The sequence below is a fragment of the Actinocorallia longicatena genome (genome assembly GCF_039534125.1).
In the GTDB taxonomy this organism is placed as follows: domain Bacteria; phylum Actinomycetota; class Actinomycetes; order Streptosporangiales; family Streptosporangiaceae; genus Actinocorallia; species Actinocorallia longicatena.
This window is the reverse complement of record NZ_BAAAUV010000014.1, coordinates 20,098-45,016: the sequence shown is the minus strand read 5'-3', so window position 1 is coordinate 45,016 and position 24,919 is coordinate 20,098. Positions and strand designations below refer to the sequence as shown.

Annotated in this window: 25 protein-coding genes; 15 read left to right on the top strand and 10 right to left on the bottom strand. The window is 71.7% G+C overall.

Translation table 11 applies throughout. The features are described 5' to 3' along the window. Window positions 1-81 precede the first annotated feature (81 nt). Complete coding sequence (locus tag ABD785_RS25515; RefSeq protein WP_344832894.1) at window positions 82-1,290, top strand: saccharopine dehydrogenase family protein; 1,209 nt, start codon at window positions 82-84, stop codon at window positions 1,288-1,290. Here ABD785_RS25515 and ABD785_RS25510 read toward each other — a convergent pair. The 5 genes from ABD785_RS25510 to ABD785_RS25490 all read right to left on the bottom strand — a co-directional run bounded on the left by ABD785_RS25510 (window position 1,287) and on the right by ABD785_RS25490 (window position 6,121). Further along, on the bottom strand, window positions 1,287-2,516 hold the full coding sequence (locus tag ABD785_RS25510; RefSeq protein WP_344832892.1) for a hypothetical protein: 1,230 nt from the start codon (window positions 2,514-2,516) through the stop codon (window positions 1,287-1,289). The genes ABD785_RS25515 and ABD785_RS25510 overlap by 4 nt on opposite strands. 37 nt (window positions 2,517-2,553) lie before the next feature. Beyond that, on the bottom strand, window positions 2,554-2,928 hold the full coding sequence (locus ABD785_RS25505; RefSeq protein WP_344833254.1) for a phage holin family protein: 375 nt from the start codon (window positions 2,926-2,928) through the stop codon (window positions 2,554-2,556). A gap of 66 nt (window positions 2,929-2,994) precedes the next feature. Beyond that, entirely contained in the window at window positions 2,995-4,767 is a 1,773-nt protein-coding gene (locus tag ABD785_RS25500; RefSeq protein ID WP_344832890.1) for a carboxyl transferase domain-containing protein, read from the bottom strand. Between the two features lie 54 nt (window positions 4,768-4,821). Beyond that, the gene (locus tag ABD785_RS25495; protein WP_344832887.1) at window positions 4,822-5,475 is read right to left on the bottom strand and encodes an SDR family oxidoreductase; all 654 of its coding nucleotides are present in this window, start codon (window positions 5,473-5,475) and stop codon (window positions 4,822-4,824) included. Between the two features lie 13 nt (window positions 5,476-5,488). Continuing rightward, window positions 5,489-6,121 (bottom strand): TetR/AcrR family transcriptional regulator, encoded by a 633-nt coding sequence (locus tag ABD785_RS25490; protein WP_344832885.1) that lies wholly within the window; start codon window positions 6,119-6,121, stop codon window positions 5,489-5,491. A 72-nt stretch (window positions 6,122-6,193) separates the two neighbouring features. On the opposite strand from ABD785_RS25490, the gene ABD785_RS25485 reads away from it, so the two are divergent. From ABD785_RS25485 to ABD785_RS25465, 5 genes are all read left to right on the top strand, one after another. Then, window positions 6,194-7,018 carry an oxygenase MpaB family protein gene (locus tag ABD785_RS25485; protein ID WP_344832882.1) on the top strand — a complete coding sequence of 275 codons (825 nt, stop codon included), beginning with the start codon at window positions 6,194-6,196 and terminating at the stop codon, window positions 7,016-7,018. A gap of 60 nt (window positions 7,019-7,078) precedes the next feature. Then, window positions 7,079-8,260, top strand: a complete 1,182-nt coding sequence (locus tag ABD785_RS25480) for a transcriptional regulator (RefSeq protein WP_344832879.1) — start codon at window positions 7,079-7,081, stop codon at window positions 8,258-8,260. A 40-nt stretch (window positions 8,261-8,300) separates the two neighbouring features. Further along, the gene (locus ABD785_RS25475) at window positions 8,301-9,299 is read left to right on the top strand and encodes a hypothetical protein (protein WP_344832876.1); all 999 of its coding nucleotides are present in this window, start codon (window positions 8,301-8,303) and stop codon (window positions 9,297-9,299) included. A gap of 69 nt (window positions 9,300-9,368) precedes the next feature. Then, a complete protein-coding gene (adh, locus tag ABD785_RS25470; protein ID WP_344832874.1) occupies window positions 9,369-10,886 on the top strand; it encodes an aldehyde dehydrogenase in 1,518 nt (505 codons plus the stop codon). Then, window positions 10,886-11,266 carry a DUF779 domain-containing protein gene (locus ABD785_RS25465; protein WP_344832871.1) on the top strand — a complete coding sequence of 127 codons (381 nt, stop codon included), beginning with the start codon at window positions 10,886-10,888 and terminating at the stop codon, window positions 11,264-11,266. Before adh ends, ABD785_RS25465 begins: the two co-directional genes overlap by 1 nt. A gap of 7 nt (window positions 11,267-11,273) precedes the next feature. On the opposite strand, the gene ABD785_RS25460 is transcribed toward ABD785_RS25465, so the two are convergent. Next, window positions 11,274-11,960 carry an alpha/beta fold hydrolase gene (locus tag ABD785_RS25460; protein WP_344832868.1) on the bottom strand — a complete coding sequence of 229 codons (687 nt, stop codon included), beginning with the start codon at window positions 11,958-11,960 and terminating at the stop codon, window positions 11,274-11,276. Between the two features lie 82 nt (window positions 11,961-12,042). On the opposite strand from ABD785_RS25460, the gene ABD785_RS25455 reads away from it, so the two are divergent. Further along, window positions 12,043-12,996: a helix-turn-helix transcriptional regulator gene (locus tag ABD785_RS25455; protein WP_344832865.1), complete on the top strand. Its 954-nt coding sequence runs from the start codon at window positions 12,043-12,045 to the stop codon at window positions 12,994-12,996. 22 nt (window positions 12,997-13,018) lie between these two features. On the opposite strand, the gene ABD785_RS25450 is transcribed toward ABD785_RS25455, so the two are convergent. Both ABD785_RS25450 and ABD785_RS25445 read right to left on the bottom strand, forming a co-directional pair. Continuing rightward, window positions 13,019-13,750, bottom strand: coding sequence for a ClpP family protease (locus tag ABD785_RS25450; RefSeq protein ID WP_344832862.1), 732 nt, complete (start codon window positions 13,748-13,750; stop codon window positions 13,019-13,021). 16 nt (window positions 13,751-13,766) lie between these two features. Then, complete coding sequence (locus tag ABD785_RS25445; protein ID WP_344832859.1) at window positions 13,767-14,066, bottom strand: helix-turn-helix domain-containing protein; 300 nt, start codon at window positions 14,064-14,066, stop codon at window positions 13,767-13,769. Between the two features lie 92 nt (window positions 14,067-14,158). Between ABD785_RS25445 and ABD785_RS25440 the strand changes: the two genes are divergently transcribed. From ABD785_RS25440 to ABD785_RS25415, 6 genes are all read left to right on the top strand, one after another. Then, window positions 14,159-14,296 carry a hypothetical protein gene (locus ABD785_RS25440; RefSeq protein ID WP_344832856.1) on the top strand — a complete coding sequence of 46 codons (138 nt, stop codon included), beginning with the start codon at window positions 14,159-14,161 and terminating at the stop codon, window positions 14,294-14,296. A 78-nt stretch (window positions 14,297-14,374) separates the two neighbouring features. Next, window positions 14,375-15,649, top strand: coding sequence for an ammonium transporter (locus ABD785_RS25435; protein ID WP_344832854.1), 1,275 nt, complete (start codon window positions 14,375-14,377; stop codon window positions 15,647-15,649). 232 nt (window positions 15,650-15,881) lie between these two features. Next, window positions 15,882-18,305 (top strand): endonuclease/exonuclease/phosphatase family protein, encoded by a 2,424-nt coding sequence (locus tag ABD785_RS25430; RefSeq protein WP_344832853.1) that lies wholly within the window; start codon window positions 15,882-15,884, stop codon window positions 18,303-18,305. Between the two features lie 163 nt (window positions 18,306-18,468). After that, entirely contained in the window at window positions 18,469-19,659 is a 1,191-nt protein-coding gene (locus tag ABD785_RS25425; RefSeq protein WP_344832850.1) for a polysaccharide deacetylase family protein, read from the top strand. 42 nt (window positions 19,660-19,701) lie between these two features. After that, window positions 19,702-20,349: a GNAT family N-acetyltransferase gene (locus ABD785_RS25420; RefSeq protein ID WP_344832846.1), complete on the top strand. Its 648-nt coding sequence runs from the start codon at window positions 19,702-19,704 to the stop codon at window positions 20,347-20,349. After that, window positions 20,346-20,978 (top strand): GNAT family N-acetyltransferase, encoded by a 633-nt coding sequence (locus ABD785_RS25415; RefSeq protein ID WP_344832843.1) that lies wholly within the window; start codon window positions 20,346-20,348, stop codon window positions 20,976-20,978. The genes ABD785_RS25420 and ABD785_RS25415 overlap by 4 nt, the downstream gene beginning before the upstream one ends. A gap of 28 nt (window positions 20,979-21,006) precedes the next feature. Here ABD785_RS25415 and ABD785_RS25410 read toward each other — a convergent pair whose 3' ends face one another. Next, the gene (locus ABD785_RS25410; protein ID WP_344832840.1) at window positions 21,007-21,630 is read right to left on the bottom strand and encodes a pyridoxamine 5'-phosphate oxidase family protein; all 624 of its coding nucleotides are present in this window, start codon (window positions 21,628-21,630) and stop codon (window positions 21,007-21,009) included. Window positions 21,631-21,715: 85 nt separating this feature from the next. Between ABD785_RS25410 and ABD785_RS25405 the strand changes: the two genes are divergently transcribed. Further along, the gene (locus ABD785_RS25405) at window positions 21,716-23,470 is read left to right on the top strand and encodes a serine/threonine protein kinase (RefSeq protein ID WP_344832837.1); all 1,755 of its coding nucleotides are present in this window, start codon (window positions 21,716-21,718) and stop codon (window positions 23,468-23,470) included. 39 nt (window positions 23,471-23,509) lie between these two features. Then, entirely contained in the window at window positions 23,510-23,719 is a 210-nt protein-coding gene (locus ABD785_RS25400) for a hypothetical protein (RefSeq protein ID WP_344832834.1), read from the top strand. 101 nt (window positions 23,720-23,820) lie between these two features. Here the strand turns inward: ABD785_RS25400 and glnII are convergent, their stop codons facing one another. Next, window positions 23,821-24,834: a glutamine synthetase GlnII gene (glnII, locus tag ABD785_RS25395; protein WP_344832831.1), complete on the bottom strand. Its 1,014-nt coding sequence runs from the start codon at window positions 24,832-24,834 to the stop codon at window positions 23,821-23,823. Between the last annotated feature and the right edge of the window lie 85 nt (window positions 24,835-24,919).

Genomic DNA, 24,919 nt, shown 5'->3' with positions numbered 1-24,919 from the left:
GCCAACGCGGTTGACGTTAAGGAGGGTAGCAGCGCACCATCGAGGCTACGACCTGGGCAAACCCCTCACGAGGAGACAGAGATGCGCATCCTGCTCGTCGGCGCCGGTGGCGTCGGAACGGCCATCACCAAGATCGCGGCACGCCGCGGCTTCTTCGACCATATGGTCGTGGCCGACTACGACGCGGCCAAAGCGGAGTCGGCCGTCGCGGCCGTCGCCGACCCCCGGTTCAGCGCTGTCGCCGTCGACGCCTCCGACCGGCTCGCCGTGACCGCCCTGCTGCTGGAGCAGCGCTGTGACGTGCTGATGAACGCCACCGACCCGCGGTTCGTGCTCCCCCTGTTCGACGCCGCCCTCGCCGCCGGCGCCCACTACCTCGACATGGCCATGTCGCTGTCGAAGCCGCACGCCTCGCGCCCCTATGAGGAGTGCGGCGTCAAGCTCGGCGACGACCAGTTCGCCCGGGGCGAGGCCTGGGCGGAGTCCGGCCGGATGGCCCTGGTCGGCATGGGCGTCGAGCCCGGCCTGGCCGACGTTTTCGCCCGCTACGCCGCCGACGAGCTCTTCGACGAGATCGAGGAGATCGGCATCCGCGACGGCTCCAACATCACCGTCGAGGGCTACGAGTTCGCGCCGTCCTTCTCGATCTGGACGACGATCGAGGAGTGCCTGAACCCGCCGGTCATCTATGAGAAGGACCGCGGCTGGTTCACCACGGAGCCGTTCTCCGAGCCCGAGGTCTTCGACTTCCCCGACGGCATCGGCCCGGTCGAGTGCGTCAACGTCGAGCACGAGGAGGTCCTGCTGGTGCCGCGCTGGGTCGACACCGGCCGTGTCACCTTCAAGTACGGCCTCGGCGCCGACTTCATCTCCAAGCTCAAGACCCTCCACGCCCTCGGCCTCGACCGCACCGAGCCCGTCTCGGTCGGGACGGCCACCGTGTCCCCCCGCGACGTCGTGGCGGCCTGCCTCCCCGACCCGGCCGGGCTCGGCGCCCTCATGCACGGCAAGACCTGCGCCGGGACCTGGGTGAAGGGCGTCAAGGACGGCGCCCCGCGCGAGGTGTACCTCTACCACGTGGTCGACAACCAGTGGTCGATGCGCGAGTACGGCTCGCAGGCCGTCGTGTGGCAGACGGCCGTCAACCCGGTCGTCGCGCTCGAGCTGCTGGCCGGCGGCGCCTGGACCGGCACCGGCATCCTCGGCCCCGAGGCCCTGGCGCCGAAGCCCTTCCTCGACCTCCTCGTCGAGTACGGCTCCCCGTGGGGCCTGCGCGAGGAAGAGGTCTAGGGCTTGCGCTCCATCACGTAGTGCAGGACCAGGAACGGGATGCCGAAGATCTTGAAGGCGTGCTCGGCCCTGAGCTCGCCGTCCCGCACGAAGACGTCGAGCCGCTCGGAGAAGCCCGCGACCGCGACGGTCGACAGGGCGCGGGTCTCCGCGTCGATGTAGCTCAGGTAGTGGCCGGGATGGCTCAGGTCGCTCTCGCTGCTCAGGGTGAGGCCGCCGTCGGCCCGCCCGGACGGCAGCAGCGTGGCGGTGAAGCTCGCGGACGGCAGCGGGAAGCCGACGCTCACGTAGCCGCGCCCGGAGTCCCGGTAGGTGGTGTAGATCCCGACGTAGATGGGCTCGTCGGTGTCGGTGAAGGAGCGGATCCAGCCGCGGATCAGGGCCCCCTCCTCGGTCTCGATCGTGTGGATCCTGCCCTGGACGCCCCGCTGGGCCTCGCGCTGGTTCATCGGCACGTTCGCCTGGCCGAGCGGCCTGGCCACGAACGTCCGGTAGAGCAGGTAGCCGGGGCGGACCCACAGCCGCCACTCCGGGACGATGTCGAGGGTGAAGCGGCTGGTGTGCTCGTAGAACTCGCGGACCAGCGGGTCGACGGCCGCCGGGTCGAAGCCGGGGCCGCCCAGGGCGTCGAGGTCGGCGACGATCCCGATGTCGGGGGCGTCGGGAAGGTAGGTCCCGCCGAGCCGTCCGGCCAGTTCCTCCACATAACCGGTGCCGACGTACCCGCCGGTCGCCTCGCGGGCCACCACGAACGGCAGATCCCCGGCCTCGGCCTTCTCGGCCAGCAGGGTGACCTGCGGATCGCGGAAGAGCAGCGCCGACAGGGTGCGGAAGCCGACGACGGCGGCGGTGGCCGCAGCGGCGGCGGAGAGCCCGGCCAGCCCGGCGGCGAGGCCGACGACCGGGCCGAGCACGACCTTCTGCGGCCGGAGGCCGAGCGCCCCGGCGGCGGCCCCCGCGACCGTCCCGACCAGCCAGGGGTCGGCTCCGGCCCGTCCGGCGAGCCAGCCGAGCGGTGCGGCCAGCGCCCCGCTCATCAGGATCCGCTGCGGCAGCGCCGGGATCTCGTTCGGCCGCTGCCGGGACCGGGCGATCGCCTCGCCCGCCCCCAGCACGAGGGCGCCCGCCGCGGCGGCCGGCCAGGCCCGGCCCGGCGCGAGGGCGGCTGCCGCCAGCGCCCCGGCCGCGGCCGTCACGACGACATCAGTGATCCGAACTTTCGCCACAGATCAGAATCTACAGGCCGGAACGGACGGCCCCGGATCAGCGCTCGTCGCGGACGAACAGGTTGAGTCCCCAGCTCACGATGCCGACGATCAGCGCGCCCCACACGGCCGGCCAGAAGCCGTCCACGTGGAAGGGCAGGTTCCACTGGTCGGCGACCCAGCTCGTCAGCCAGAGCAGGCAGCCGTTGACGACGAAGGCGAACAGGCCGAGCGTCACCACGTAGAACGCGCAGCCGAAGATCTTGATGATCGGTTTCAGGAACACGTTCAGGAAACCGAAGATCGCCGACACGATGAGCAGGGTCAGGACCTGGGTCGAGAACTTGTCCGACGTGATGTCGATGCCGTCGACGATCCAGGTCGCGACGGCGAGCGACGCCGCGCCCACCACAACGCGCAGCAGGAACTGCATGTCCACCCCCGAGGACTCGATTCCCGATCGGCATACCCCGCCTGGGGGATCATGGAACCCGGGCGCTCACCAGGTGTCGATGAAGCGGCGGCGCGGCTCGCGGGGCGGCGCGTCGCGGAGGGTCGTGGTGATCCAGTGCCGGGTGTCGGCCGGGTCGATGACGTCGTCGAGCTCGAACGCGGCGGCCGCGTTGACGGCCTTCCCGTGCTCGTAGGCCAGGTCGACCATCTCCCGGAACAGGGCGTCGGGGTCCTCCGCGGCCTCCAGCTCCTTGCGGAACCCCAGCCGGACGGCGCCCTCCAGGCCCATCCCGCCGATCTCCCCGGTCGGCCAGGCGACCGTCGCCAGCGGGGCCTTGAAGCTGCCGCCCGCCATCGCCTGCGCGCCCAGCCCGTAGGCCTTGCGCAGCACGATCGTGATCATCGGGACCGAGAGGTTGGCCCCGGTGACGAACAGGCGGCTGAAGTGCCGGACGGTGGCCGTCTCCTCCGCCTCGGGGCCGACCATGAAGCCCGGGGTGTCGCACAGCGAGACGATCGGCAGGCCGTGGGCGTCGCAGAGCTGGAGGAAGCGGGCGGCCTTGTCGGCTCCGTCGCGGTCGATCGCCCCGCCGAGGTGGGCCGGATCGTTGGCGATGACGCCGACCGGCAGGCCCTCGATCCGCGCCAGCGCCGTGACGATCCCCTTGCCGAATCCGGCGCGCAGCTCCAGCACGTCGCCGCCGTCGGCCAGGTTCGCGACGACCTCCCGCACGTCGTAGACGCGCATCCGGTTCTCCGGCACGAGTTGCCGCAGCACCCGCTGGTCGGCGGGGGCGACCGGCTCGGCCGGGCGGAGATGCGCGAGGTAGCGGCGGGCGGCCTCGACCGCGGCCGCCTCGTCCGGGACGGCCAGATCGATCACCCCGTTGGCCGCCTGGACCGGGACGGGGCCGATGTCCTCGGGCCGGAACGCCCCGAGCCCGCCGCCCTCGATCATGGCGGGGCCGCCCATGCCGATGTTGGCCTCGGGGGTGGCGATGACGACGTCGCAGCAGCCGAGCAGGGCGGCGTTGCCGGCGAAGCACCGGCCGGAGGCGATCCCGACCAGCGGCACCCGTCCCGACAGGCGGCCCATGGAGTGGAAGGTGGTGACGTCGAGGCCGGACACCGACGTGGTGTCGGTGTCGCCCGGACGGCCCCCGCCGCCCTCGGCGAACAGCACGACCGGCAGGCCGCGGCGCTCGGCCAGCTCCAGCATCCGGTCGGTCTTGCGGTGGTTCTGGTAGCCCTGGGTGCCCGCGAGCACGGTGTAGTCGTAGGACAGGACGACCGCCTGGGCGCCGTCGATCTCGCCGATTCCGCAGACGAGGCCGTCCGCGGGGGTCTTCTCGATCAGCTCCTCGACCGGCCTGCGCCGCCGCTGCGCCGCGATGGCCAGCGCCCCGTACTCGGTGAAGGACGCGCACAGGTCGGCGATGTTCTCGCGGGCGGTCCTGCGACCCTGGGCGTGCCGCCGGGCCACGGCCTCCCCGCGGGCGGCGTCCAGCCCGGTCTCGTGGCGGCGCCGGACGGCCGCGAGATCGTCCCGGATCAGGCCGAGGTCGAGCTCGGCGGCCTGCTCCCGGCGCTCCCCCGTGGCCTCCGCGGGCTCGACGACGATCAGCAGCGCGCCCTCGGCCACGGTCTCCCCCGGCGCGACCACGATCTTCCGGACGACGCCGTCGCATTCGGCCTCGACCAGGTGCTCCATCTTCATGGCCTCGAGCACGACGAGCGCGTCACCGGCCCGCACCTCGGCCCCCTCCTCGGCCTCGACGCTGACGACGGTCCCGGTCATGGGCGAGATCAACTGGTTCATTCCGCAAATATCCCAGCGTGTCCGGCGGAAGCGGTAGCGGTTCTGTGCGCCCGCTCAGAGCGCGGCGACGGCCTCAGCCACGGGGACGTCGCCCTCGCGCAGCTCAAGGGTCCGCCGGTGCGAGGCCGGGGCGTCGAGCAGGGCGACGAGGACGGCCGCCACGTCGTCGCGGGTGACCTCGGCGAGGCCGACCGGCGGATCGCTCAGCAGCACCCGGCCGGTCGCCGGGGCGTTGGTCAGGGCGCCCGGCCGGAGGATGGTCCAGTCCAGGTCGCGGGCGCGCAGGTCGTCCTCGGCGGCCGTCTTCGCCTCGATGTAGGCGGCCCAGACCTCGTCGGTGCCCGGACGCGGCGGCGCGCCGGCCCCCGGGCTCGACACCTGGACGAACCGCCGCACCCCGGCGGCCTCGGCCGCCTCCGCGCACAGCACGGCCGCCCCCCGGTCGACGGTGCCCTTGCGGGCCGTCCCGCTGCCCGGCCCCGCCCCCGCGGCGAAGACCAGGGCGTCCGCGCCCGCGAGGATCTTCGCGACGTCCCCGGCCGAGGCGGTCTCCAGATCTTGGACGACGCCGCCGCCCCCGGCCTCCTCGAGGTCGGCGAGGTGCCCGGGATTCCGGACGATCCCGATCCCCTCGTGCCCGGCCTCGGCCAGCCGCCGCAGCGTCAGAAGTGCGATCTGCCCGTGCCCGCCCGCAATCACGATTCGCATGGTCACGATGATGTCACGGGAGATAGGGGTCCAGAACGGTCAGGGTCAGCTCACTCGCGTGGGCGGCCAGCACACCGGGGTCTCCGGGGTCCGGCTCGGTCAGCCAGGTGATCACCAGCTCCGCGACGCCGCCCAGCGCGAACAGCGCCGCACGGGTGAAACCCGGCCCGTTGAAACCCGGCCCGTCCGCCGGGACGAGCGACGTGCGGGCCCGGGCGGCGAAGAGCCGGTAGGTCGCGCGGCGGCGCCGTTCGAGCGCGGGGCTCCCGGCCGGCTCGGCGAGGCCGATCCGGGCGCGGCGGGGATCGTCGGCCATCGCCCGGACGAACGCGGTCATGCCCGCGCGGATCTGCTCGCGGGGGTCGGCGGAGGAGGCCAGGGCGTTGTCGAGATGGGCGACGAGGGCGTCGAGGGCCTGGTCGTAGACCGCGAGCAGCAGGGACTCGACGTCGGCGAAGCTCTCGTAGAAGTACCGGTCGTTGAGCCCGGCGTGCGCGCAGACGCCGCGCATCGAGACGGCCGCCCAGCCGTGGTCGCCCCAGAGCTCCAGCCCGGCCGCGAGCAGCCGCCGGCGGCGCTCCTCGCGGCGCTCGTCGGCGGTCCTGCCCTTGTAGGGGCGGGCCGCTGAGGGTGATCCATCTTGCATCCCGCCCATCTTGACGGCTCCGGTGCCCGGATTCATAGTTGGTGGCACCTGCCACCACATAAGGAGCCATCCGTGACGCCGCTGGGACCCTCCTCCCTCACCTGGCGCTACTTCGGCGACAACCGGATGCTGCTCTCCGGCCCCCGCGCGGGCATCCTCCAGCTCATGCTGCCCGCCCTCGGCCAGGGCGTCCTCGACCACTCGGTCTTCTTCAACGAGACCTTCGCCCGGCTGAAGCGCTCGGCGGGCCCCATCCTCAACACCGTCTACGGCGGCGAGCGGGCGACCGCGACCGGCGCGAAGGTCCGCGACTACCACCGCGAGATCAAGGGCGAGCTCCCCGACGGCACCCGCTACCACGCGCTCGACCCCGACACCTACTTCTGGGCGCACGCCACCTTCCTCGACCAGATGCTGTACACGATCGAGACCTTCGTCCGGCCGCTGACCGCCGACGAGAAGGACCGCCTCTACGAGGAGTCCAAGACCTGGTACCGCAGCTACGGGGTCAGCGACCGGGCGATGCCGCAGGACTGGGCGGGTTTCCAGCTCTACTGGAAGAACAAGCTGGCCTCCGAGCTGGTCGCCCACAAGTCGGCCGCCTACAGCGTCGGTTACGTGAAGAAGGGGCTGCCCAGGCCGCCGAAGGTGCCCGCGGCCCTGTGGCGGGCGGTCTCCCCGCCGGTCAACGGCGTCGCCCGGTTCCTGACCACAGGCGGGCTGCCGCCGGAGTCCCGCGAGCTCCTGGACCTGCCCTGGTCCGCCCGCGACGAGGCCCGCTACCGGCGGTTCGCCGCGGCCGTCCGGCGGACCGCCCCGCTCATCGACGCCCTTCCGCACCTCCTGCGCTACCAGCCGCACGCCCGCGCCGCCTTCCGCAGGGCCCGGGCCAGATAGTCTCCGGCGACCTCCTGACGCGGCCCGCCAGGCGTGTTTTGATGGGCTCGAGGTGGAGCCATGGACACGACGTTGCGCAGCCGCCGGGAGCGGCTGCGGCAGGAGTGGGCCCACTGGGTCGACGGTGACGACGCCCCGCACGTCCGCGCGGAGATCCAGGACTCCTGGCGGCGGTCGGACGTCGACCCGGCGCGGGCCGTGGCCCCGCTGGACGACGAGACCGACGACCGGTGGGCGCGCTCCCCGCTGCGCCCGCCCGTCGAGGAGATCGCCGACGAGCTGAGAGCCATCGCCGACGACGCCGGCTTCATCGCGGCCGTCACCGACGAGTCCGGCACCATCCTGTGGACCTGCGGCGGACGGGTCATGAGCCGCCGCGCCGGTGCGGTCAACTTCGCCCGGGGCGGCCGCTGGGACGAGACCTCCATGGGCACCAACGCCCTCGCCCTCGCGCTGAAGACGGGCGTGCCGAGCACGGTGTTCTCGGCCGAGCACCTGGTCGAGGCGCTGCACGGCTGGGTCTGTTACTGCGCGCCCATCCACTCCGCCGACGGGTCCGTCCTCGGCGTCCTGGACATCTCCTCCACGTGGGACCGCTCGCATCCGCTGGGGCTGCCGACCGTCCGGGGGCTGGTGTCGGCGATCGAGGGCAGGCTGGCGTCCCGGCCGCTGATCGTGGGCCACGCGGGCTGGCGGCTGGACTGCCTCGGCACGCCCGGCCTCCTCCACGACGGGGCGCCGGTCCGGCTGCGCCCGCGCCAGCTCGAGATCCTCGCGCTGCTCGCACTGGAGGGGCGGGCCCTCTCCCCCGAGCAGCTCCGGGCCGCGCTCTACGGCGACCGCCCGGTCAGCGCCACCACGCTGAAGGCCGAGGTCTCGCACCTGCGGCGGGTGCTGAGCGGGGCCCTGTCGGTCCGCCGCTACGAGCTGACCGCCCCGATCGGCTGCGACGCCCTCGACGTCCTGAGCGCCCTGCGCCGGGGCCGCCTCGACGCCGCCCTGTCCGCCTACCGCGGCCCCCTCCTGCCCGACTCCGACGCCCCCGGCGTCACGGCCTGGCGCGACCACCTCGAGGTGGCCCTCCGCGACGCCGTCCTGCGCGCCCCCGCCCCCGAGCCCTCCCTGCGCTACGGCGAGTACCACCCCGACGACCTGGCCGTCCACGAACGCTCCCTCGCCCTCCTCCCGGCCTCCGACCCCCGCCGCGGCCTGGCCCTCTCCCGCACCAGATCCGCCCGCTGAACTGGCGATATGTCGCGTTTGTACGCTAAGGTCCGGGCGCGTGAAGAGCCTCCTCGCGGCGTTCCCGGCCGCCCTCCTGGCCGTCCCGGCGACGGCCGCCTCCGCCGCGGAGCCGATCTGGCAGACCTTCCCGTCCGGGAAGGTCCACTTCTCCGTCGTGGAGTCCGTGAGTCCCCGGGCCACCTGGTTCCTCGGGGCCGACGCGAAGGACCGGCCGGTGGCCCGCCGCTGGGACGGCCGCCGCTTCCACCGGGTCGCGCTGCCCAGAACGTTCGCCAAGGGGTATTTCTCCGACGCGGAGTTCAGCTCGCCGAAGAGCGGCTGGGCGGTCGCGATCGCGGACCGGAAGACGCTGGTGCTGCGGTGGAACGGGCGTTCCTGGAAGGTGTCGGCGACCCTGCCGGAGTCCTTCGGGGCGGAACTGGGCGTCGTCGGGCCGAAGAACGTCCTGGTCGCGGGGGTCACGACGTCCTCGCAGGACGACGGGAACTGGCGTTACGACGGCACGCGCTGGCGGAAGCTCACGACCGGCCCCTCCCTCCACTCCTTCTCCGGGCGGTACGCCCTGGATCTGGACCACGAGCGGACCCTGCTGCGCTGGACCGGGCGGGCCTGGAAGGGGCTGCGCGTGCCCGGCACCGCCGGGGTGTTCCTGACGACCATGGCCGCCCGTGGGAGCGAGGAGATCTGGGCCGTCGGGGAGAAGGGGGCCGAGAGCGGCACCTCGCATCTGTTCCACTGGAACGGCGGACGCTGGAGCCGGGAGCGGATTCCGCTGCCGACGCCGATCTCCGGGATCGAAAAGATCGTCCCCGACGGGCGGGGCGGGCTCTGGCTGTCCGGGACGCGCACCGTCCGCGACGAGTCGAGCGACGACTTCGGCCCGGTGTTCCTGCACCGGTCGGCCGTGGGGAAGTACGGCTCCGCCGGGGCGTCCAGGGACCTCTACGACTTCGACCGGGTGCCCGGCACCACGACCCTGTGGGGCGTCGGCTCCTACGGTTCCGAGTGGAAGAGCGCGATCTTCAGACGGCGCTGAGCGGACGCCAACCTTTCGCCAACCCGGGCCGCGCAGGGTGGGGGTGTCAGCGACGACATGGAGGACGGCATGGCATACGCGGCACCGGGCAGCGAGGGCGCGATCGTCGATTTCGCGGCCCAGTACGAGAACTTCATCGGCGGGGAGTGGGTGGCGCCCGTCGAGGGCCGCTACTTCGACAACCCGAGCCCGGTCAACGGGCAGGTCTTCACCCGGGTCGCGCGGTCGGGCGCGGCCGACGTCGAACTGGCCCTCGACGCCGCGCACCGCGCGGCGGACAAGTGGGGCGCGACCTCCGTCACCGAGCGCGCCAACATCCTCAACAAGATCGCCGACCGGCTGGAGGAGAACCTCGAGAAGCTGGCCGTCGCCGAGACCTGGGAGAACGGCAAGCCGGTCCGTGAGACCCTCGCCGCCGACCTGCCCCTCGCGATCGACCACTTCCGCTACTTCGCCGGGGTCATCCGGGCGCAGGAGGGGTCGATCAGCCAGATCGACGAGGACACCGTCGCCTACCACTTCCAGGAGCCGCTGGGCGTGGTCGGGCAGATCATCCCGTGGAACTTCCCCATCCTGATGGCGACCTGGAAGCTCGCCCCCGCCCTCGCGGCGGGCAACTGCGTCATCATCAAGCCCGCCGAGCAGACCCCCACGACGATCCTCCTGGTCATGGAGCTGATCGCCGATCTGCTCCCGCCGGGCGTCGTGAACGTCGTCAACGGGTTCGGGGTCGAGGCGGGCAAGCCACTGGCCTCCAGCTCCCGCATCGCGAAGATCGCCTTCACCGGCGAGACGACCACCGGCCGGCTGATCATGCAGTACGCGTCGAACAACATCATCCCGGTGACGCTCGAACTCGGCGGGAAGTCGCCCAACATCTTCCTGCCGGACGTCACGGCCGCCGACGACGACTTCCTCGACAAGGCCGTCGAGGGGTTCGTGATGTTCGCGCTCAACCAGGGCGAGGTCTGCACCTGCCCGTCGCGCGCGCTCATCGCCTCCTCGATCTACGACGAGTTCATGGCCAGGTGCGTGGAGCGCACCCGCGCCATCGTCACCGGCGACCCGCTCGACACCCTGACGATGATCGGCGCCCAGGCCAGCAACGACCAGTACGAGAAGATCCTCTCCTACCTCGACATCGGCCGCCAGGAGGGCGCCGAGGTCCTGACCGGCGGCGACAAGCGGACCGTCAAGGGGCTGGAGGGCGGCTTCTACATCGAGCCGACGATCTTCAAGGGCACCAACGACATGCGGATCTTCCAGGAGGAGATCTTCGGCCCCGTCGTCTCGGTGACCACGTTCGACTCCACCGACGAGGCCCTCAAGATCGCCAACGAGACCCTCTACGGCCTCGGCGCCGGCGTGTGGTCCCGCGACGGCAACACCGCCTACCGGCTCGGCCGCGCCATCAAGGCCGGACGCGTCTGGACCAACTGCTACCACGCCTACCCCGCGCACGCCGCGTTCGGCGGGTACAAGGCCTCCGGCATCGGCCGCGAGAACCACGCCCAGATGCTCGACCACTACCAGCAGACCAAGAACCTGCTGGTCAGCTACTCGCCGAAGCGCCTCGGCTTCTTCTGATGCTGGAGCGCGTCGCGCTGACCGCCGCGGCGGCCGACCTGCTGGTGAAGCTCGAGGCGATCCACGGACCGCTGATGTTCCACCAGTCGGGCGGCTGCTGCGACGGCAGCTCCCCCATGTGCTACCCGCGCGAGGAGTTCAGGACCGGACCGTCGGACGTCCTGCTCGGGACCATCGGCGACGGCGTCCCGTTCTGGATGAGCTCCGCGCAGTACGCCTACTGGAAGCACACCCATCTGACCGTCGACGTGGTGCCGGGCCGTGGCTCCGGCTTCTCCGTCGAGGCCCCCGAGGGGGTCCGGTTCCTGATCAGGTCGCGGCTGTTCACCGACCACGAGGCCGGGCTGCTCGAGTCCGAGCCCCCGCTGCGGACCGGGTGACCGCGCCCTACGCGTCGAGGAGAAGGGAGGCCAGCGCCTTCGGGGCGGTGAACATCGGCCAGTGGCTGGAGGGAAGCTCCTGGAAGGTCCATTCGTCCCCCGCGAGCGCCGAGAACGCGGGAAGCCCCGAGGCGATCATCTGCCGGACGGCCGGCAAGGGGATCGTCGTGCAGATCATCGTCTTGGGGACCGCGATGTCGGGGCGCGGCCTGGCCAGGGGCCGGCGGGCCGCGCCCCACGGCTGCGGCGTGGCCCGCAGCCGGTGGACCTCCTCGACGCCGTCGAACGCGTCCGGGACCGGGATCGCGAAGCCGCCGCCGACCGACTTCTCCTGCTCTGCCCGCTCCTCGGGCTCCAGGAAGTCCCGCTGGGCCCAGCCGTCGGGCAGCGGCGCGGTGTCGACGTAGACCACCCGGGCGAGCTGCCCGGGGATCCGGTCGGCGGCTCCCGTGACCGGCATGGTGGCACCGCTGTGCCCCACGAGGATGACGTCACGGCGGTCGCCGACCGCGGCCAGGACGTCGGCGATGTGGGTGTCCACGTCGACCTCGGCCGACAGCTCGGACGCCCGCTCCGCGAGGCCCGTGAGCGTCACCTGGAGCACGTCGTGGCCCGCTCCGCGCAGCTCGTCCGCCACGGCGTCCCACGCCCAGCCGCCGAGCCAGAAACCGGGGACCAGCACATAAGTCGACATCTTCAGCGCCCTTCTCTCGAGGTGATGGCTCCAGGCTAGATTCGATACCGGACAGAAACCGCCCGGATGAAGAGGGTGACCCGTGTCACATCCGACGACCCGTGTGCTGACGATGCTCGAGCTGCTCCAGGCGCGTCCGCGCCTGACCGGGGCCGAGCTGGCCGACCGGCTCGAGGTCGACGAGCGCACCGTCCGCCGCTACGCGCTGCGCCTGGCCGACCTCGGCATACCGGTGATCGCCGACCGTGGCCGTCACGGCGGCTACCGGCTGATGCCCGGCTACAAGCTGCCGCCGCTGATGCTCACCGACGACGAGGCCTCCTCCGTGGTCCTCGGGCTGCTGGCCGCCCGGCATCTCGGCCTGGCCGCCGAGGCCACCGAGTCGACCCTGGCGAAGATCGGCCGCGTCCTGCCCGCGAAGCTCCGCGACCGCATCACCGCGCTCCAGGACACCCTCGCCTTCACCGCCCCCTCCCGGGCCCCGGCCCGCGAGGGGTCCGCCCCGGACGCCGACACCGTGCTCACCCTCGCCGACGCGATCCGCGCCCGCCGCCGCGTCACCCTGGCCTACCGCTCGCACCAGGGCGCCGAGTCCGCCCGCGACCTCGACGCCCACGGCCTGGTCTTCCACTCGGGCCGCTGGTACGTCACCGGCCACGACCACAAGTCCGGTGAGCGCCGCACCTTCCGGGTCGACCGCATCGCCGAGGTAACCCTCACCGGCACCGGCTACACCATCCCCGACGACGCCGACCCGGCCGCCCATGTCGCCGCCTCGATGGCCGCCGTGCCCTGGGCGCACGAGGTGGAGGTGGTCCTGCACGTCCCCCCGGAGACGGCCGCCGGGCGCGTGCCGAAGACCGTCGCGACCCTCACCCCCGAGGGCGAGGACACCCTGCTGAGGATGCGGGCGCAATCCCTGTCCGGCACCGCGCTCTTCCTCGCGGGCGTGGGCTTCCCGTTCACCGTCCGCGCCCCGGCCGCGCTCCTCCCCGAGGTCCACGCCCTGGCCCGGCGCCTGCTCGCGACCGCCTGACCCGGCCGCCCGCGCGGGGTGCTCAGGGCAACCGGGTGGGACGCAGGACAGCGTCGTGGACCAGGCCGTAGGCGAGCGCCTCCTCGGTGGTGAAGGTGCGGGACGGACGGGAGTCGGCGCGGATCTCCTCGGCGGTGCGGCCCGTGACCTCGGCCAGCCGCCCGTAGAAGGCCTCGGTCAGCCGGGCGAGATTCCGCTCGTGCGCGGCGAGGTCGTGGGCGTTGCCCTCGAACCGTTCCCGGGGCTCCTCCAGGCGGAGCAGGGCGTGGCGGGTCATCTCGCGGCGGGTGCAGGCGGCCAGGACCGCCAGGGCGGGACCGCCGACCTCACCGGTCGCGACGGCGTGCACGTGGCAGGTGATGACGTCGAGGGTGTCGATGACCGCGAAGGCGGCGTCGAGGTCGGCGGTCGGCGTGCGCAGGTGCAGCTTCACCGGCTCGCCGCCGAGGGCGTCGAGGGTCATCAGACGGGAGCTCAGCTCGGTGGCGCGCGCGCCGTCGAGATGGCCGTGGACCATGAGGGTGCGCAGTTCCATCAGCCTGCCGGACTCGAACGGCTCGACCCTGATCGGCGCGTAGACCCGCTCGGGGCCGGTCTCGGGCCGCTGCGGGAGGCCCGGCCGGGGGAAGGGCAGCTCGGGCGGCCAGGAGCTCATCGACGCGGGACTGGTCGGCACGGGGAAGTCCTCCCCCGGCCGGACGCCGTTCAGGGTCACGGGATCGGTGCCGCCCGGGTTCCCGGGCACGGGATTCATGGCGCATGGCTCCTTGTCAGCCGCTGGACGTGTCGCTCACCTCGATCGGCGAACCACCCCAGAAGATGTCGAACCCGACGGCGGCCGCGTACCTCTCCAGGGTCGAGGCACGGACGTCGGAGACCCCCGCCTCCAGCCGTGCGACGGCCGACTGCGAGGTGCCCATCCGGGCGGCGACCTCGGTCTGCGACAACCCGGCCGTCCTGCGCCGGGCCGCCAGCTCACCGATCATCCGCTGCCGCCCCTCCTCCATCCGCCTGTGCCGCGACGCCATCTCCCGGAACCCGGGAAGCACCGGCAGATCCGCATCTTCCATACCCCCGACGATATCTCGGAAACGAGATACGGCACCCCTCGCCGGCGGAAAACCGTTCGCCTCCGCCCACCTCCCCGCCCTACCGTCGCCCGATGTACGCATGGGCCGAAGGCGTCCTGATCGTCAACCGCGACCCGACCCCCTACGACGGGATCGCCACCGAGGTGGTCCGCACCCCGATCGGCGACGCCCTGCCGGCCATCTGCGCCGCCCTCGGCGCCGTCGGCTAGGAACAGGGAACTCGACGGAAACGCAGGTTTAACACGGGTGTCGCCTGCTTCCGGTCCGCCGGGAGCAGGGTTGCCTGCGTGAAGTTCGACTTCTCCACGGTGGACGGCGGCGCCACGGCCTGGGTGCTGGCGAGCACCGCGCTCGTCCTGGTCATGACGCCCGGCGTCGCGTTCCTGTACGGCGGCATGGTCCGCGGCAAGAACGTGCTCAGCACGATGATGCAGAGCTACGTGACGATGGCGATCGTCAGCGTGGTGTGGGTGGCGGTCGCCTACTCGCTCGCGTTCGGCGACGGGGGCCCGATCATCGGCGACCTGCACTTCGCCGGGCTCATGAACATGGACGAGCAGGTGCCGGGCTTCACCGGCCCGGCGGCCCAGGTGATCCCGCCGATGGCCTACGCGGGCTTCCAGTGCATGTTCGCGATCATCACCCCCGCGCTGATCACGGGCAGTGCGGCGGAGCGCTGGCGGTTCGGCGCGTTCGTGCCGTTCATGGTGCTGTGGTCGATTCTGGTCTACGGGCCCGTCGCGCACTGGGTCTTCTCCCCCGGCGGCTGGCTGTACAAGGCCGGGGCGCTCGACTTCGCCGGCGGCACGGTCGTGCACTGCAACGCGGGCGCGGCCGGGCTCGCCATGGCGATCGTCCTGGGCCGCCGGATCGGCTGGCCGCGCGCCCACATCGCACCGCACAACGTGCCGTTCATCCTGCTGGGCGTCGCGCTGCTGTGGTTCGGCTGGTTCGGCTTCAACGCCGGTTCCGCGCTCAGGGCCGACGGGCTGGCGGCCTACGCCTTCGTCAACACCAACACCGCGACCGCCGCGGCGCTGCTCACCTGGGTGCTGGTCGAGCGGATCCGCTACGGCAGGCCCACGGCGCTCGGCGCGGCCTCGGGCGCCGTCGCCGGCCTCGTCGCCATCACCCCGTGCGCCGGTTACGTGAACCCGCTCGGCTCCCTCGCCATCGGATTCCTGGCCGGGCTCGGCTGCGCCCTGGTCGTCCCGCTCAAGAGCCGGTTGAAGATCGACGACTCGCTCGACGTCGGCGGCCTGCACCTCACCGGCGGCCTCATCGGCTCCCTGGCGCTCGGCCTGTTCGCCACCCGGGACGTCAACCCGGCGGGCGTCGACGGCCTGCTCTACGGCGGTGGAACGCACCAGATCGTGCTCCAGGCCGCGGCCGTCGGCGCGGTGACGTTCTACTCCTTCTTCGTCACCTACTTCCTGGCGCTGATCCTCGACTTCCTCCCCTCCCGCCGCAACCGGGTCAGCTCCCAGGACGAGACGGTCGGCCTGGACTTCTCCCTCCACGGCGAGACCGCCTACGAGCACGAACGCCCGATCGGATCGTGAGACGGCGCCCGTAGCCGGATCCGGTCTCCCGTTCCCGGTAGCGAACCGCGGAACATGATCTGACCTGCTGGTTCGTCGCGGTCTTCGGAGGAAGCGACAGAGAACGGTTCGGTAAATAACGGCTAATAGTCGATAACGCCTATTTCTTTGCGTCATACGTAGCACCATGCTCCAGAGTGGACCCCTCTCAACTAGGAGCACACTTCCTGTGGCAACCCCCAGCGTACGTCGGTTGATCACGGCGGCGAGCATGCCGCTGGCGATGGCCGCCACCATGGCCTTCCTGCCGGGCACGGCGGCCGCCCTCTCCTCCGACGTCGTCATCTCCGCGGTGTACGGCGGCGGCGGCAACTCGACCGCGACCATCAAGAACGACTTCATCGAGCTGGCGAACCTCACCGGCAGCCCCATCGACGTCTCCGGCTGGAGCGTCCAGTACGCCTCGGCCGCGGGCGCCGTCTTCCAGATGACCTCGCTGACCGGGAGCATCCCCGCGCACGGCCGCTACCTGGTCCAGCAGGCCGCGGGCGCGGGCGGGACCCTGTCCCTGCCGGCCCCCGACGCCACGGGCAGCGTCCCGATGTCGGCCACCTCCGGCGTGGTCGCGCTGGTCACCGCGCAGATCCCGCTGGTGGGCTGCGGCATCTCCTGCGCGATCGCGCCGAACGTCAAGGACCTGGTCGGCTACGGCGCCACGGCGAACGTCGAGACGCTCGCGGCGCCCGGCGGCACCAACAGCACGGCGCTGGCCCGCAGCGGCTCGCTCACCGACACCGACAACAACTCCGTCGACTTCACCTCGGGCGTGCCGAAGGCCACCAACACCGCGGGCGTCACGGTCACCGCGACCGACACGGGCGGGCCGACCGACCCGACGCCCGGCTCCACCCGGATCCACGACATCCAGGGCTCGGGCCGGATCTCCCCGATCGTCGGGCAGAGCGTCACGAACGTCCCCGGCATCGTGACGGCCGTCCGCACGACGGGCAGCTCGCGCGGCTTCTGGTTCCAGGACCCGACCGCCGACGCCGACCCGCTGACCAGCGAGGGCCTGTTCGTCTTCACCGGCAGCACCTCCCCGACGGTCGTCCCCGGCGACTCCGTCCTGGTCACCGGACGGGTCACCGAGTACCGCCCGGCGGCCGGCGCCCAGTCCCTCACCGAGATCGGCGGGCCGGTCAACACCGTCAAGCTCACCGGCGGCAACGCGCTGCCCGCCCCGGTGACGGTCGCCTTCCCCGACGCCTTCACCAAGAGCGGATCCCTCGAGGCCCAGCCGCTGGAGCCCGGCTCCTACGTGCTGGACTTCCTCGAGGTCAACGAGGGCATGCGCGTCACGGTCGCCCAGGACACCCGCCTGATCAGCCCGGTCAACACCGAGTTCGACGAGCTGTGGGTGACCCTCAAGCCGGGCCAGAACCCGACCCCCCGCGGCGGCACGATCTACAAGTCCTACGCCGACCAGAACAGCGGCCGGCTGTTCATCCAGGCGCTGGGCGGCGCGCCCGCCGCGAACGTCGGCTCGACCCTCGCCGCCGGGACGGTCGGCGTCGTCGACTACCAGTCGTTCGGCGGCTACGTCGTGCAGGCCACCGAGCTCGGCACCATCACCGAGGGCGGCCTCAAGCGCCAGAAGGTGCTCCCGCCGAAGAAGGCGGGCGACCTGTCCGTCGCGACCTACAACGTCGAGAACCTCGCGGCCACCAACCCCGACGCGAAGTTCCAGCGGCTGGCCCAGGCGGTCGTCACCAATCTCGGTTCGCCCGACATCCTGGCCCTCGAGGAGATCCAGGACAACAACGGCGCCACCAACGACGGCACCGTCGCCGCCAACGAGACCGTCGGCAAGTTCATCACGGCGATCCAGGCCGCGGGCGGCCCCGCCTACGCCTGGCGCTCCATCGACCCGGTCAACGGCGCCGACGGCGGCGAGCCCGGCGGCAACATCCGCCAGGTCTTCCTCTACAACCCGCTGCGCACGACGTTCGTCGACAAGGCCGGCGGCGACGCCACCACGGCCGTCACGGTCGTCCGTGAGCGTCCGACCAGCAACCAGATCAACCTGTCGGCCTCGCCGGGCCGGATCAACCCGGCGAGCGGGGCGTGGAGCTCCAGCCGCAAGCCGCTCGTCGGCGAGTTCCTCTACGACGGCAACAAGCAGCTCTTCGTGATCGCCAACCACTTCAACTCCAAGGGCGGCGACTACCCGCTGACCGCCGCCGTCCAGCCGCCGGTCCGCAGCTCGGAGGTCCAGCGCACCCAGCAGGCCACCGAGGTCCACGACTTCGTCAACGACCTCGAGACCAAGAGCGCCGGCCGCGCCCGCGTGGTGGTCCTCGGCGACCTGAACGACTACCAGTTCAGCCCCGTCCTCCAGACCCTCACCGGCAACGGCGCCATCCTCAAGACCCTGATCGACACCCTGCCCGAGGACCAGCGCTACAGCTACGTCTTCGACGGCAACTCCCAGGTCCTCGACCACATCCTGGTGAGCCCCGCCATCAAGGGCTACTCCTACGGCGTCGTCCACATCAACGCCGAGTTCTCCGACCAGGCGAGCGACCACGACCCGCAGATCGTCCGCATCCTGACGGGCTGCGACACCGACCCGCTGCCGGCCCGCTGCCTCCCCGGCAGCCCGGTCGTCGACGAGTAGGAGCACCACCGCGAAGCGCCCGTCCTCGGTGAGGGCGGGCGCTTCCGCGTGTCCGGGTGGGGCGGAGGCAAAGGTTGGGGCTGCACTCCCCCGGCGCACGTATGCCCAGGTGACACGGCCTTTCGAGGACGCGACGATCACCCGTGACGCCTTGGGGGAAGACGTGCACGGTAGGAAGACACTCGCGCTCATCGCGCTGCTCACGACCACCGCGGCCTGCGCCGGTGAGAGCGCCGGCAGCTCACCGGCACCGGCCCGGAAGGCAGGACCGCCCCAGGCCGCGAAAATCCGCCTCATCGGCGACGGCTCGACCTCCGACACCGGCCCGCAGCCGCGCCCGACCGGCTTCAAGGCCACCCGCCTGGCCCCCGGCGAGAAGCCGCCGCAGTTCGTGGTCTTCTCCTGGGACGGCGCCGGCGCCACCGACGGCCAGATGGCCCGCTTCCGCGCCCTGTCGAAGAGGTACGGCGCGTCGATGACGTTCTTCCTGTCCGGCCTCTACACCGTCCCGATGGAGGAGCGCCACGTCTACAAGGGCCCCGGCCACGCGCGGGGCGCCTCCGACATCCCCTTCTTCTCCGCCGAGGGCGTCCACGAGACGATCCGCAACATCGGCCTCGCCTGGCGTGAGGGCCACGAGATCGGCACCCACTTCAACGGGCACTTCTGCGGCCCGTCCGGGGTCCGCTCCTGGACGCCCGCCGACTGGGCCGACGAGATCCGCCAGGCGAAGAGGTTCGTCTCCACCTGGAAGACCACCACGGGCTTCAAGGACCTGCCGCCGCTTCCCTTCGACTACGACAAGGAGCTCATCGGCTCCCGCGCGCCCTGCCTCGAAGGCCGTCCGGGGCTGCTCCCGGCGGCCCGCAGGCTCGGCTGGCGCTACGACTCCAGCGGCACCGGCCTGCAGATCTGGCCGAAGAAGCGCAAGGGCCTGTGGGACGTCCCGCTCCAGTCGATCCCGATGCCAGGGCACGCCTTCGAGGTCCTGTCGATGGACTACAACTTCCTCGCCAACCAGTCGGGCGCCCGCCTCAACGGACCTTCGTACAAGCACGGCTCCTGGCGCCGCCAGACCGACCGGGCCCTGTCGCTCGGCTTCCAGCGCGCCTACAACGGCAACCGCGCCCCCATGATCATCGGAAACCACTTCGAACAGTGGAACGGCGGCATCTACATGGACGCCGTCGCCGGCTTCATGGAGAAGATCGCCGACATCCCGGGCGTCCAGATGGTGTCGTTCCGGCAGCTCTGCGACTGGCTCGACAAGCAGGATCCGAAGATCCTCGCCCGGCTGCGCACCCTGGGCGTCGCCCAGCCCCCGCAGACCGGCTGGACGAGGTTCCTCGGCTAAATCCATTCGACACCCGTCCGCCCGCGGCGGAAAAATCGGTTCATGAAGCACTGGCCGCTGTACGACCTGCGCCTGCGCACACCCCGCCTGGAGCTGCGCCTGCCGACCCTGGCCGAGCTCGACGACCTCGCCGACGTGGCGGTCGCCGGAATCCACGATCCCGCGCTGATGCCGTTCGGCTTCGCATGGACCAACGCGGAGCCGGCCGAGCTGGCCCGGTCGGTCGCCCAGTTTCAGTGGCGGGCGATCTCCCAGTGGAGCCCGGAGTGCTGGAGCCTGCCGCTGACGGTCTTCCTGGACGGTGCGCCGATCGGCGTCCAGGGGCTCGACGCGTCCGACTTCGCGATCAAGCGGGAGATCTCCTCGGGTTCCTGGCTCGGCCGCTCCTTCCAGGGCAGGGGGTTCGGCACCGAGATGCGGGCCGCGCTGCTGCATCTGGCCTTCGAGGGGCTCGGCGCGCTCACCGCGCTCAGCGGCGCGCATACGGACAATCCCGCCTCGATCGGCGTCAGCCGCAGGCTCGGCTACCTGCCCGACGGCGTCACCCACAAGGTCGTGCGCGGCGCCCGGGTCGAGGAACTCCGCTTCACCATCGACCGTCCGGGCTGGGACGGGCACCGCACCGTCGACGTCTCCGTCGAGGGACTCGGGCCGTGCCTGGAGCTGTTCGGGCTCGGGGAGGGGAGATGAGGCACTGGCCGCTGTACGGCCTCCGGCTGCGCACCCCCCGGCTGGAGCTGCGCCTGCCCACGATGGACGAACTGGACGAGCTCGCCGACGTCGCCGACGCCGGGCTCCACGACCCCGGCCTCATGCCGTTCGCCCGGCCCTGGTCCCTGTCCCCCACCCTCGGCCGCGACATCCTGCAACGGCACCTGGGCAACCAGGGGACCTGGCGGCCCGACGACTGGAAGTTCAACCTCGTCGCGTTCCTGGACGGCCGCCCCGTCGGCACCCAGGGCATCTGGGCCGAGCACTTCGCGGTCGTCCGCGAGGTCGCCTCCGGCTCCTGGCTCGGCCGGGAGTTCCAGGGCAGGGGCCTCGGCACCGAGATGCGGGCCGCGCTGCTGCATCTGGCCTTCGAGGGGCTCGGCGCGGACTCGGCGGTGACCGGCTCCCACCCCGACAACCCGTCGTCGATCGGCGTCACCCTCAAACTCGGCTACCGGCCCAACGGCGTCACCTACGCCGAGCTCCAGGGCCGGAAGGTCGAGGAGCTGCGCTACCGCCTCGACCGCGACGCCTGGGCCGCGCACCGGAGCGTCCCCGTCGAGCTGGAGGGCCTCACCCCGGAGGCCCTCCGACTGTTCGGTGCCTGACCTGTCCGGTGTCCGACCTGTTCGGCGGCTAACCCTGGTAAAGCTTCACCTCGTAGTTCTCCGGGCGGTAGTAGGTCTCCAGTTCCTCGAGCGTCTCGGTGACGTCCGCCTGGACCTCCTTGACCAGGTGGGCGTGGGGCGGGAGGGCGTCGGGGGCCCAGGTCTCGGGCCTCCACAGGCCGCTGCGCAGGTAGGCCTTGCCGCAGTGGAAGAAGATCTGGTCGATCTCGACCTCGAGGGCGAGGATCGGCCGGTGCCCCTTGACGATCATGTCGTCGAAGTAGGGGGCGTCGCGGACCAGCCGGGCCCTGCCGTTGATCCGGAGCGTCTCGGTGCGTCCGGGGATCATGAAGATGAGGCCGACGTGGGGGTTGGCGAGGACGTTGAAGTAGCCGTCGGCGCGGCGGTTGCCCGGCCGCTCGGGGACGGCGATGGTCCGGTCGTCGATGACCTTGACGAATCCGGCGGGGTCGCCCTTGGGCGAGGCGTCGCAGTGGCCGTCGGCGTCGCTGGTGCCGATGACGACGAACGGGGAGGCGGCGATCCACTCGCGGTCGCGGGGGTGCAGGGAGAGACGTTCCTTGGTCACGGCACGGGGCATGGGGGCGCCCAGCAGCTCGCGAAGTTCCTCAGGGTTCACGATCTCGCTCATGGAACCATCCAAGCAGATCAGACAATTCCACTAGAGTTGGGCATTCTTGTCTGTGACGGCAGCAATCGGTGGCTGAAGGAGTGTCATGACGGACGTTCGACCCCCTCGTCCGGGTGATCCCGCGACGATCGGGAAGTACGAGATCGTCGGTGTCCTCGGCGAGGGCGGCCAAGGCACGGTCTACCTGGGACGCCTCGACGGCGAGGACTTCGCGGTCAAGCTCCTGCACTCCCGGTTCACCAACGACGACGAGGCCCGCACCCGGTTCGTCCGCGAGCTCGACGTGGCCAAGAAGGTCGCCCGGTTCTGCACCGCGCAGGTCCTGGACGCCGACCTCGAGGGCGACCGGCCCTACATCGTCAGCGAGTACGTCGACGGGGTCTCCCTCCAGGAGCTCGTCGAGCGGGAGGGCCCGCGCAGCGAGGCCGCCCTGGAGCGCCTCGCGATCTCGACGCTGACCGCCCTCGCCGCGATCCACCAGGCCGGGATCATCCACCGCGACTTCAAGCCGCACAACGTGCTGCTCGCCGACGACGGCCCCCGTGTGATCGACTTCGGCATCGCCCGGGCGCTCAACGTGACCTCCCACAGCCACAACGTGGGCACCCCCGCCTACATGTCGCCCGAGCAGCTCAACGGGCTGCAGCTCACGGCGGCCAGCGACCTGTTCTCCTGGGCCGCCTCGATGGTCTTCGCCGCCACCGGCACCCCGCCGTTCGGCAACGAGGAGATCGGCGCGGTCCTTTACCGGATCGCCCACATGGAGCCGCTGATCGGCGAGCTCCCGTCGCCGCTGAACGAGGTCGTCGAGGCCTGCCTGGCCAAGAACCCCGACGACCGGCCGTCCGCGGCCGAGGCCCAGCAGATGCTGATCGGCGGCACCCGCCCGGACGTCCCCCGCTCGGGGTACACCCTGGGCGACTCCGCCGCCGCTCCCGCGGCCGTCGCGGCCGAGGAGTGGATCGTCGCCAGCTACCAGGACGTCACCGCGCCCCCGGTCGCGAACCTGGGCCTGTCGGTGCCGCAGTCCGTCCCTCCGGGCCCGGTCTACGGCTACGCGCCCCATCCGGCCGCCACCCAGACCGCCGCCCGCAGGCCCGCGCTGCTGGCCGTCGGGGCCCTTGCGGTCGCCGTGGTCCTCGGCACCACGGCCTGGGCCGTCCTCGGCGGGGGCGGCGACGGCTCCGGCAAGGACGTCCCGTCGCTGTCCCTCGACGGCGGCTCCGATCAGGACAAGGGCGCCAAGCCCGGCCAGAACGGCACCCAGGACGACAACGGCTCCCTGCCCGGCGGAGCGACCCCGACGGCGTCCAAGAGCGGCGCGAACCCCTCGGAGAAGCCCACCGGCAAGCCGACCCCCGGCGGCGTCACCCCGACCGCGACCGACCCGGCCGTCCCGCCGCCGACCGACGGGGCCACGCCGACCGTGACGCCGACGCTCACCCCGACCCTCACTCCGACCCCGACGCCCACCCCCACGCCGACCCCGACGCCCAAGCCGAAGAACCCGTTCACGGCGGCCCAGGTCTGCAACTCGGGCGGGCACGGCAAGGCGTTCATCGCCGTGCGCTCGACGAGTTTCCCCGGCGGCCGGATCGTCCAGCTCCACAACGCGTCCGGCTACTCCTGCGTGGTCACCCTCAAGAGCGCGACGCTCGACCGCAAGACCAACGTCTGGGCGAAGCTGATCCGCAAGTCGGATGGCAAGGCCGTCACCGACCGCGGCATGTACCAGTACTACGCGGGCCCGGTCTACCTCCGCAACAAGAGCGTCTGCGTCCGCTTCGCCGGCGGCGGCCCCCGCGGCAGCGGCTCGGTCGGCTGGGGCAACTGCGTCTAACCCCTCCCGCCACACCACGCTCCGTGAGACAGTCGTCACATGAGCGACCCCCGGGAGTGGACCGCCCGCCAGCGCGACGCCGTCCTGGCGTCGCTTCTGAGCGACTTCCTCGAAACGGTCCCCACCGAGCGCACCGCGTGGACCGCCGACGCCGCCGAGCTGGCCCGCCGCACCGACGAGGCCCGCTCCCTGTCCCGCCAGATGGACGCCCTCAGCGGCAAGGGCGGCGACCGCGACCTCGACCGATGACGAGGACATGGGAGACCGGACGCTGCTGGAGACCAAGACGCGGAAGCCCCCCGCGGTGACCGCGGGGGGCTTCCGTGCGCTGTGGATCCGTGCGCTGTGGATCAGACCTGGCCGGCCTTCTCCAGGGCGGTGCAGCAGGTGTTGGTGATCATGCGGGTGACGATGTAGGGGTCCATGTCGGCGTTCGGGCGACGGTCCTCGAGGTAGCCCTTGCGCTCGATCTCGACCTGCCAGGGCAGGCGGACGGAGGCGCCGCGGTTGGAGACGCCGTAGGAGAACTCGCTCCACTTGGCGGTCTCGTGGGCGCCGGTGAGGCGCTCCTCGGTGCCGGTGCCGTAGGCCTTGACGTGCTCGAGGAACTTCTCGCCCAGCGCCTCGCAGGCGGTGATGATGGGGTCGTAGCCCTCGCGCATGGCCTTGGTGGAGAAGTTGGTGTGCGCGCCGGTGCCGTTCCAGTCGCCCTTGACCGGCTTGGCCTCGAGGGAGAACTGGACGCCCTGCTTCTCGGCGATGCGCAGGGCCAGGTAGCGGGCGACCCAGATGTGGTCGGAGACCTCTTCGGGGCCGGCCGGGCCGATCTGGAACTCCCACTGGCCGGGCATGACCTCGGCGTTGATGCCGGAGATCTTCAGGCCGGCGGCGATGCAGGCGTCGAGGTGCTCCTCGACGATGTCGCGGCCGAAGACGTAGTTGCCGCCGGCGGCGCAGTAGTACGGGCCCTGCGGAGCCGGGTAGCCGCCCTCGGGGAAGCCGAGCGGGCGGCCGTCCTTCATGAGGGTGTACTCCTGCTCGATGCCGAACCAGGACTCCTGGTCGGCGAACTGCTCGGCGATCGGGGTGAGCAGGGCGCGGTGGTTGCTCGAGTGGGGGGTGCCGTCGACGTTCAGGACCTCGCAGAGGACCAGGACGCTGTCGCCGCCGCGCAGCGGGTCCGGGCAGGAGAAGACGGGCTTGAGCTGGCAGTCGGAGGAGGAACCCTCGGCCTGGTTGGTGGAGGAACCGTCGAAGCCCCAGATCGGCAGCTCGGCGCCGTCCGCAAGGACGCGAGTCTTCGACCGCAGCTGGGCGGTGGGCTCGGTGCCGTCGATCCAGATGTACTCAGCCTTGAAGCTCATTGAAGTCCTTGCGTGGTCTGCGAGGGATGTGAAGCAGCAGTGTGTTGCTTGCAAGGAGAGTCTGCTGAGCCGCGATTTCGCGTCG

What these genes read in the sequence shown, in the direction of transcription:
- ABD785_RS25515 (WP_344832894.1), top strand. Translation starts at nt 82, where the DNA reads ATGCGCATCCTGCTCGTCGGCGCCGGTGGCGTCGGAACGGCCATCACC.
- ABD785_RS25505 (WP_344833254.1), bottom strand. Translation starts at nt 2,928, where the DNA reads ATGCAGTTCCTGCTGCGCGTTGTGGTGGGCGCGGCGTCGCTCGCCGTC.
- ABD785_RS25500 (WP_344832890.1), bottom strand. Translation starts at nt 4,767, where the DNA reads ATGAACCAGTTGATCTCGCCCATGACCGGGACCGTCGTCAGCGTCGAG.
- ABD785_RS25495 (WP_344832887.1), bottom strand. Translation starts at nt 5,475, where the DNA reads ATGCGAATCGTGATTGCGGGCGGGCACGGGCAGATCGCACTTCTGACG.
- ABD785_RS25490 (WP_344832885.1), bottom strand. Translation starts at nt 6,121, where the DNA reads ATGCAAGATGGATCACCCTCAGCGGCCCGCCCCTACAAGGGCAGGACC.
- ABD785_RS25480 (WP_344832879.1), top strand. Translation starts at nt 7,079, where the DNA reads ATGGACACGACGTTGCGCAGCCGCCGGGAGCGGCTGCGGCAGGAGTGG.
- adh (WP_344832874.1), top strand. Translation starts at nt 9,369, where the DNA reads ATGGCATACGCGGCACCGGGCAGCGAGGGCGCGATCGTCGATTTCGCG.
- ABD785_RS25465 (WP_344832871.1), top strand. Translation starts at nt 10,886, where the DNA reads ATGCTGGAGCGCGTCGCGCTGACCGCCGCGGCGGCCGACCTGCTGGTG.
- ABD785_RS25460 (WP_344832868.1), bottom strand. Translation starts at nt 11,960, where the DNA reads ATGTCGACTTATGTGCTGGTCCCCGGTTTCTGGCTCGGCGGCTGGGCG.
- ABD785_RS25450 (WP_344832862.1), bottom strand. Translation starts at nt 13,750, where the DNA reads ATGAATCCCGTGCCCGGGAACCCGGGCGGCACCGATCCCGTGACCCTG.
- ABD785_RS25445 (WP_344832859.1), bottom strand. Translation starts at nt 14,066, where the DNA reads ATGGAAGATGCGGATCTGCCGGTGCTTCCCGGGTTCCGGGAGATGGCG.
- ABD785_RS25440 (WP_344832856.1), top strand. Translation starts at nt 14,159, where the DNA reads ATGTACGCATGGGCCGAAGGCGTCCTGATCGTCAACCGCGACCCGACC.
- ABD785_RS25420 (WP_344832846.1), top strand. Translation starts at nt 19,702, where the DNA reads ATGAAGCACTGGCCGCTGTACGACCTGCGCCTGCGCACACCCCGCCTG.
- ABD785_RS25415 (WP_344832843.1), top strand. Translation starts at nt 20,346, where the DNA reads ATGAGGCACTGGCCGCTGTACGGCCTCCGGCTGCGCACCCCCCGGCTG.
- ABD785_RS25410 (WP_344832840.1), bottom strand. Translation starts at nt 21,630, where the DNA reads ATGAGCGAGATCGTGAACCCTGAGGAACTTCGCGAGCTGCTGGGCGCC.
- ABD785_RS25405 (WP_344832837.1), top strand. Translation starts at nt 21,716, where the DNA reads ATGACGGACGTTCGACCCCCTCGTCCGGGTGATCCCGCGACGATCGGG.
- ABD785_RS25400 (WP_344832834.1), top strand. Translation starts at nt 23,510, where the DNA reads ATGAGCGACCCCCGGGAGTGGACCGCCCGCCAGCGCGACGCCGTCCTG.
- glnII (WP_344832831.1), bottom strand. Translation starts at nt 24,834, where the DNA reads ATGAGCTTCAAGGCTGAGTACATCTGGATCGACGGCACCGAGCCCACC.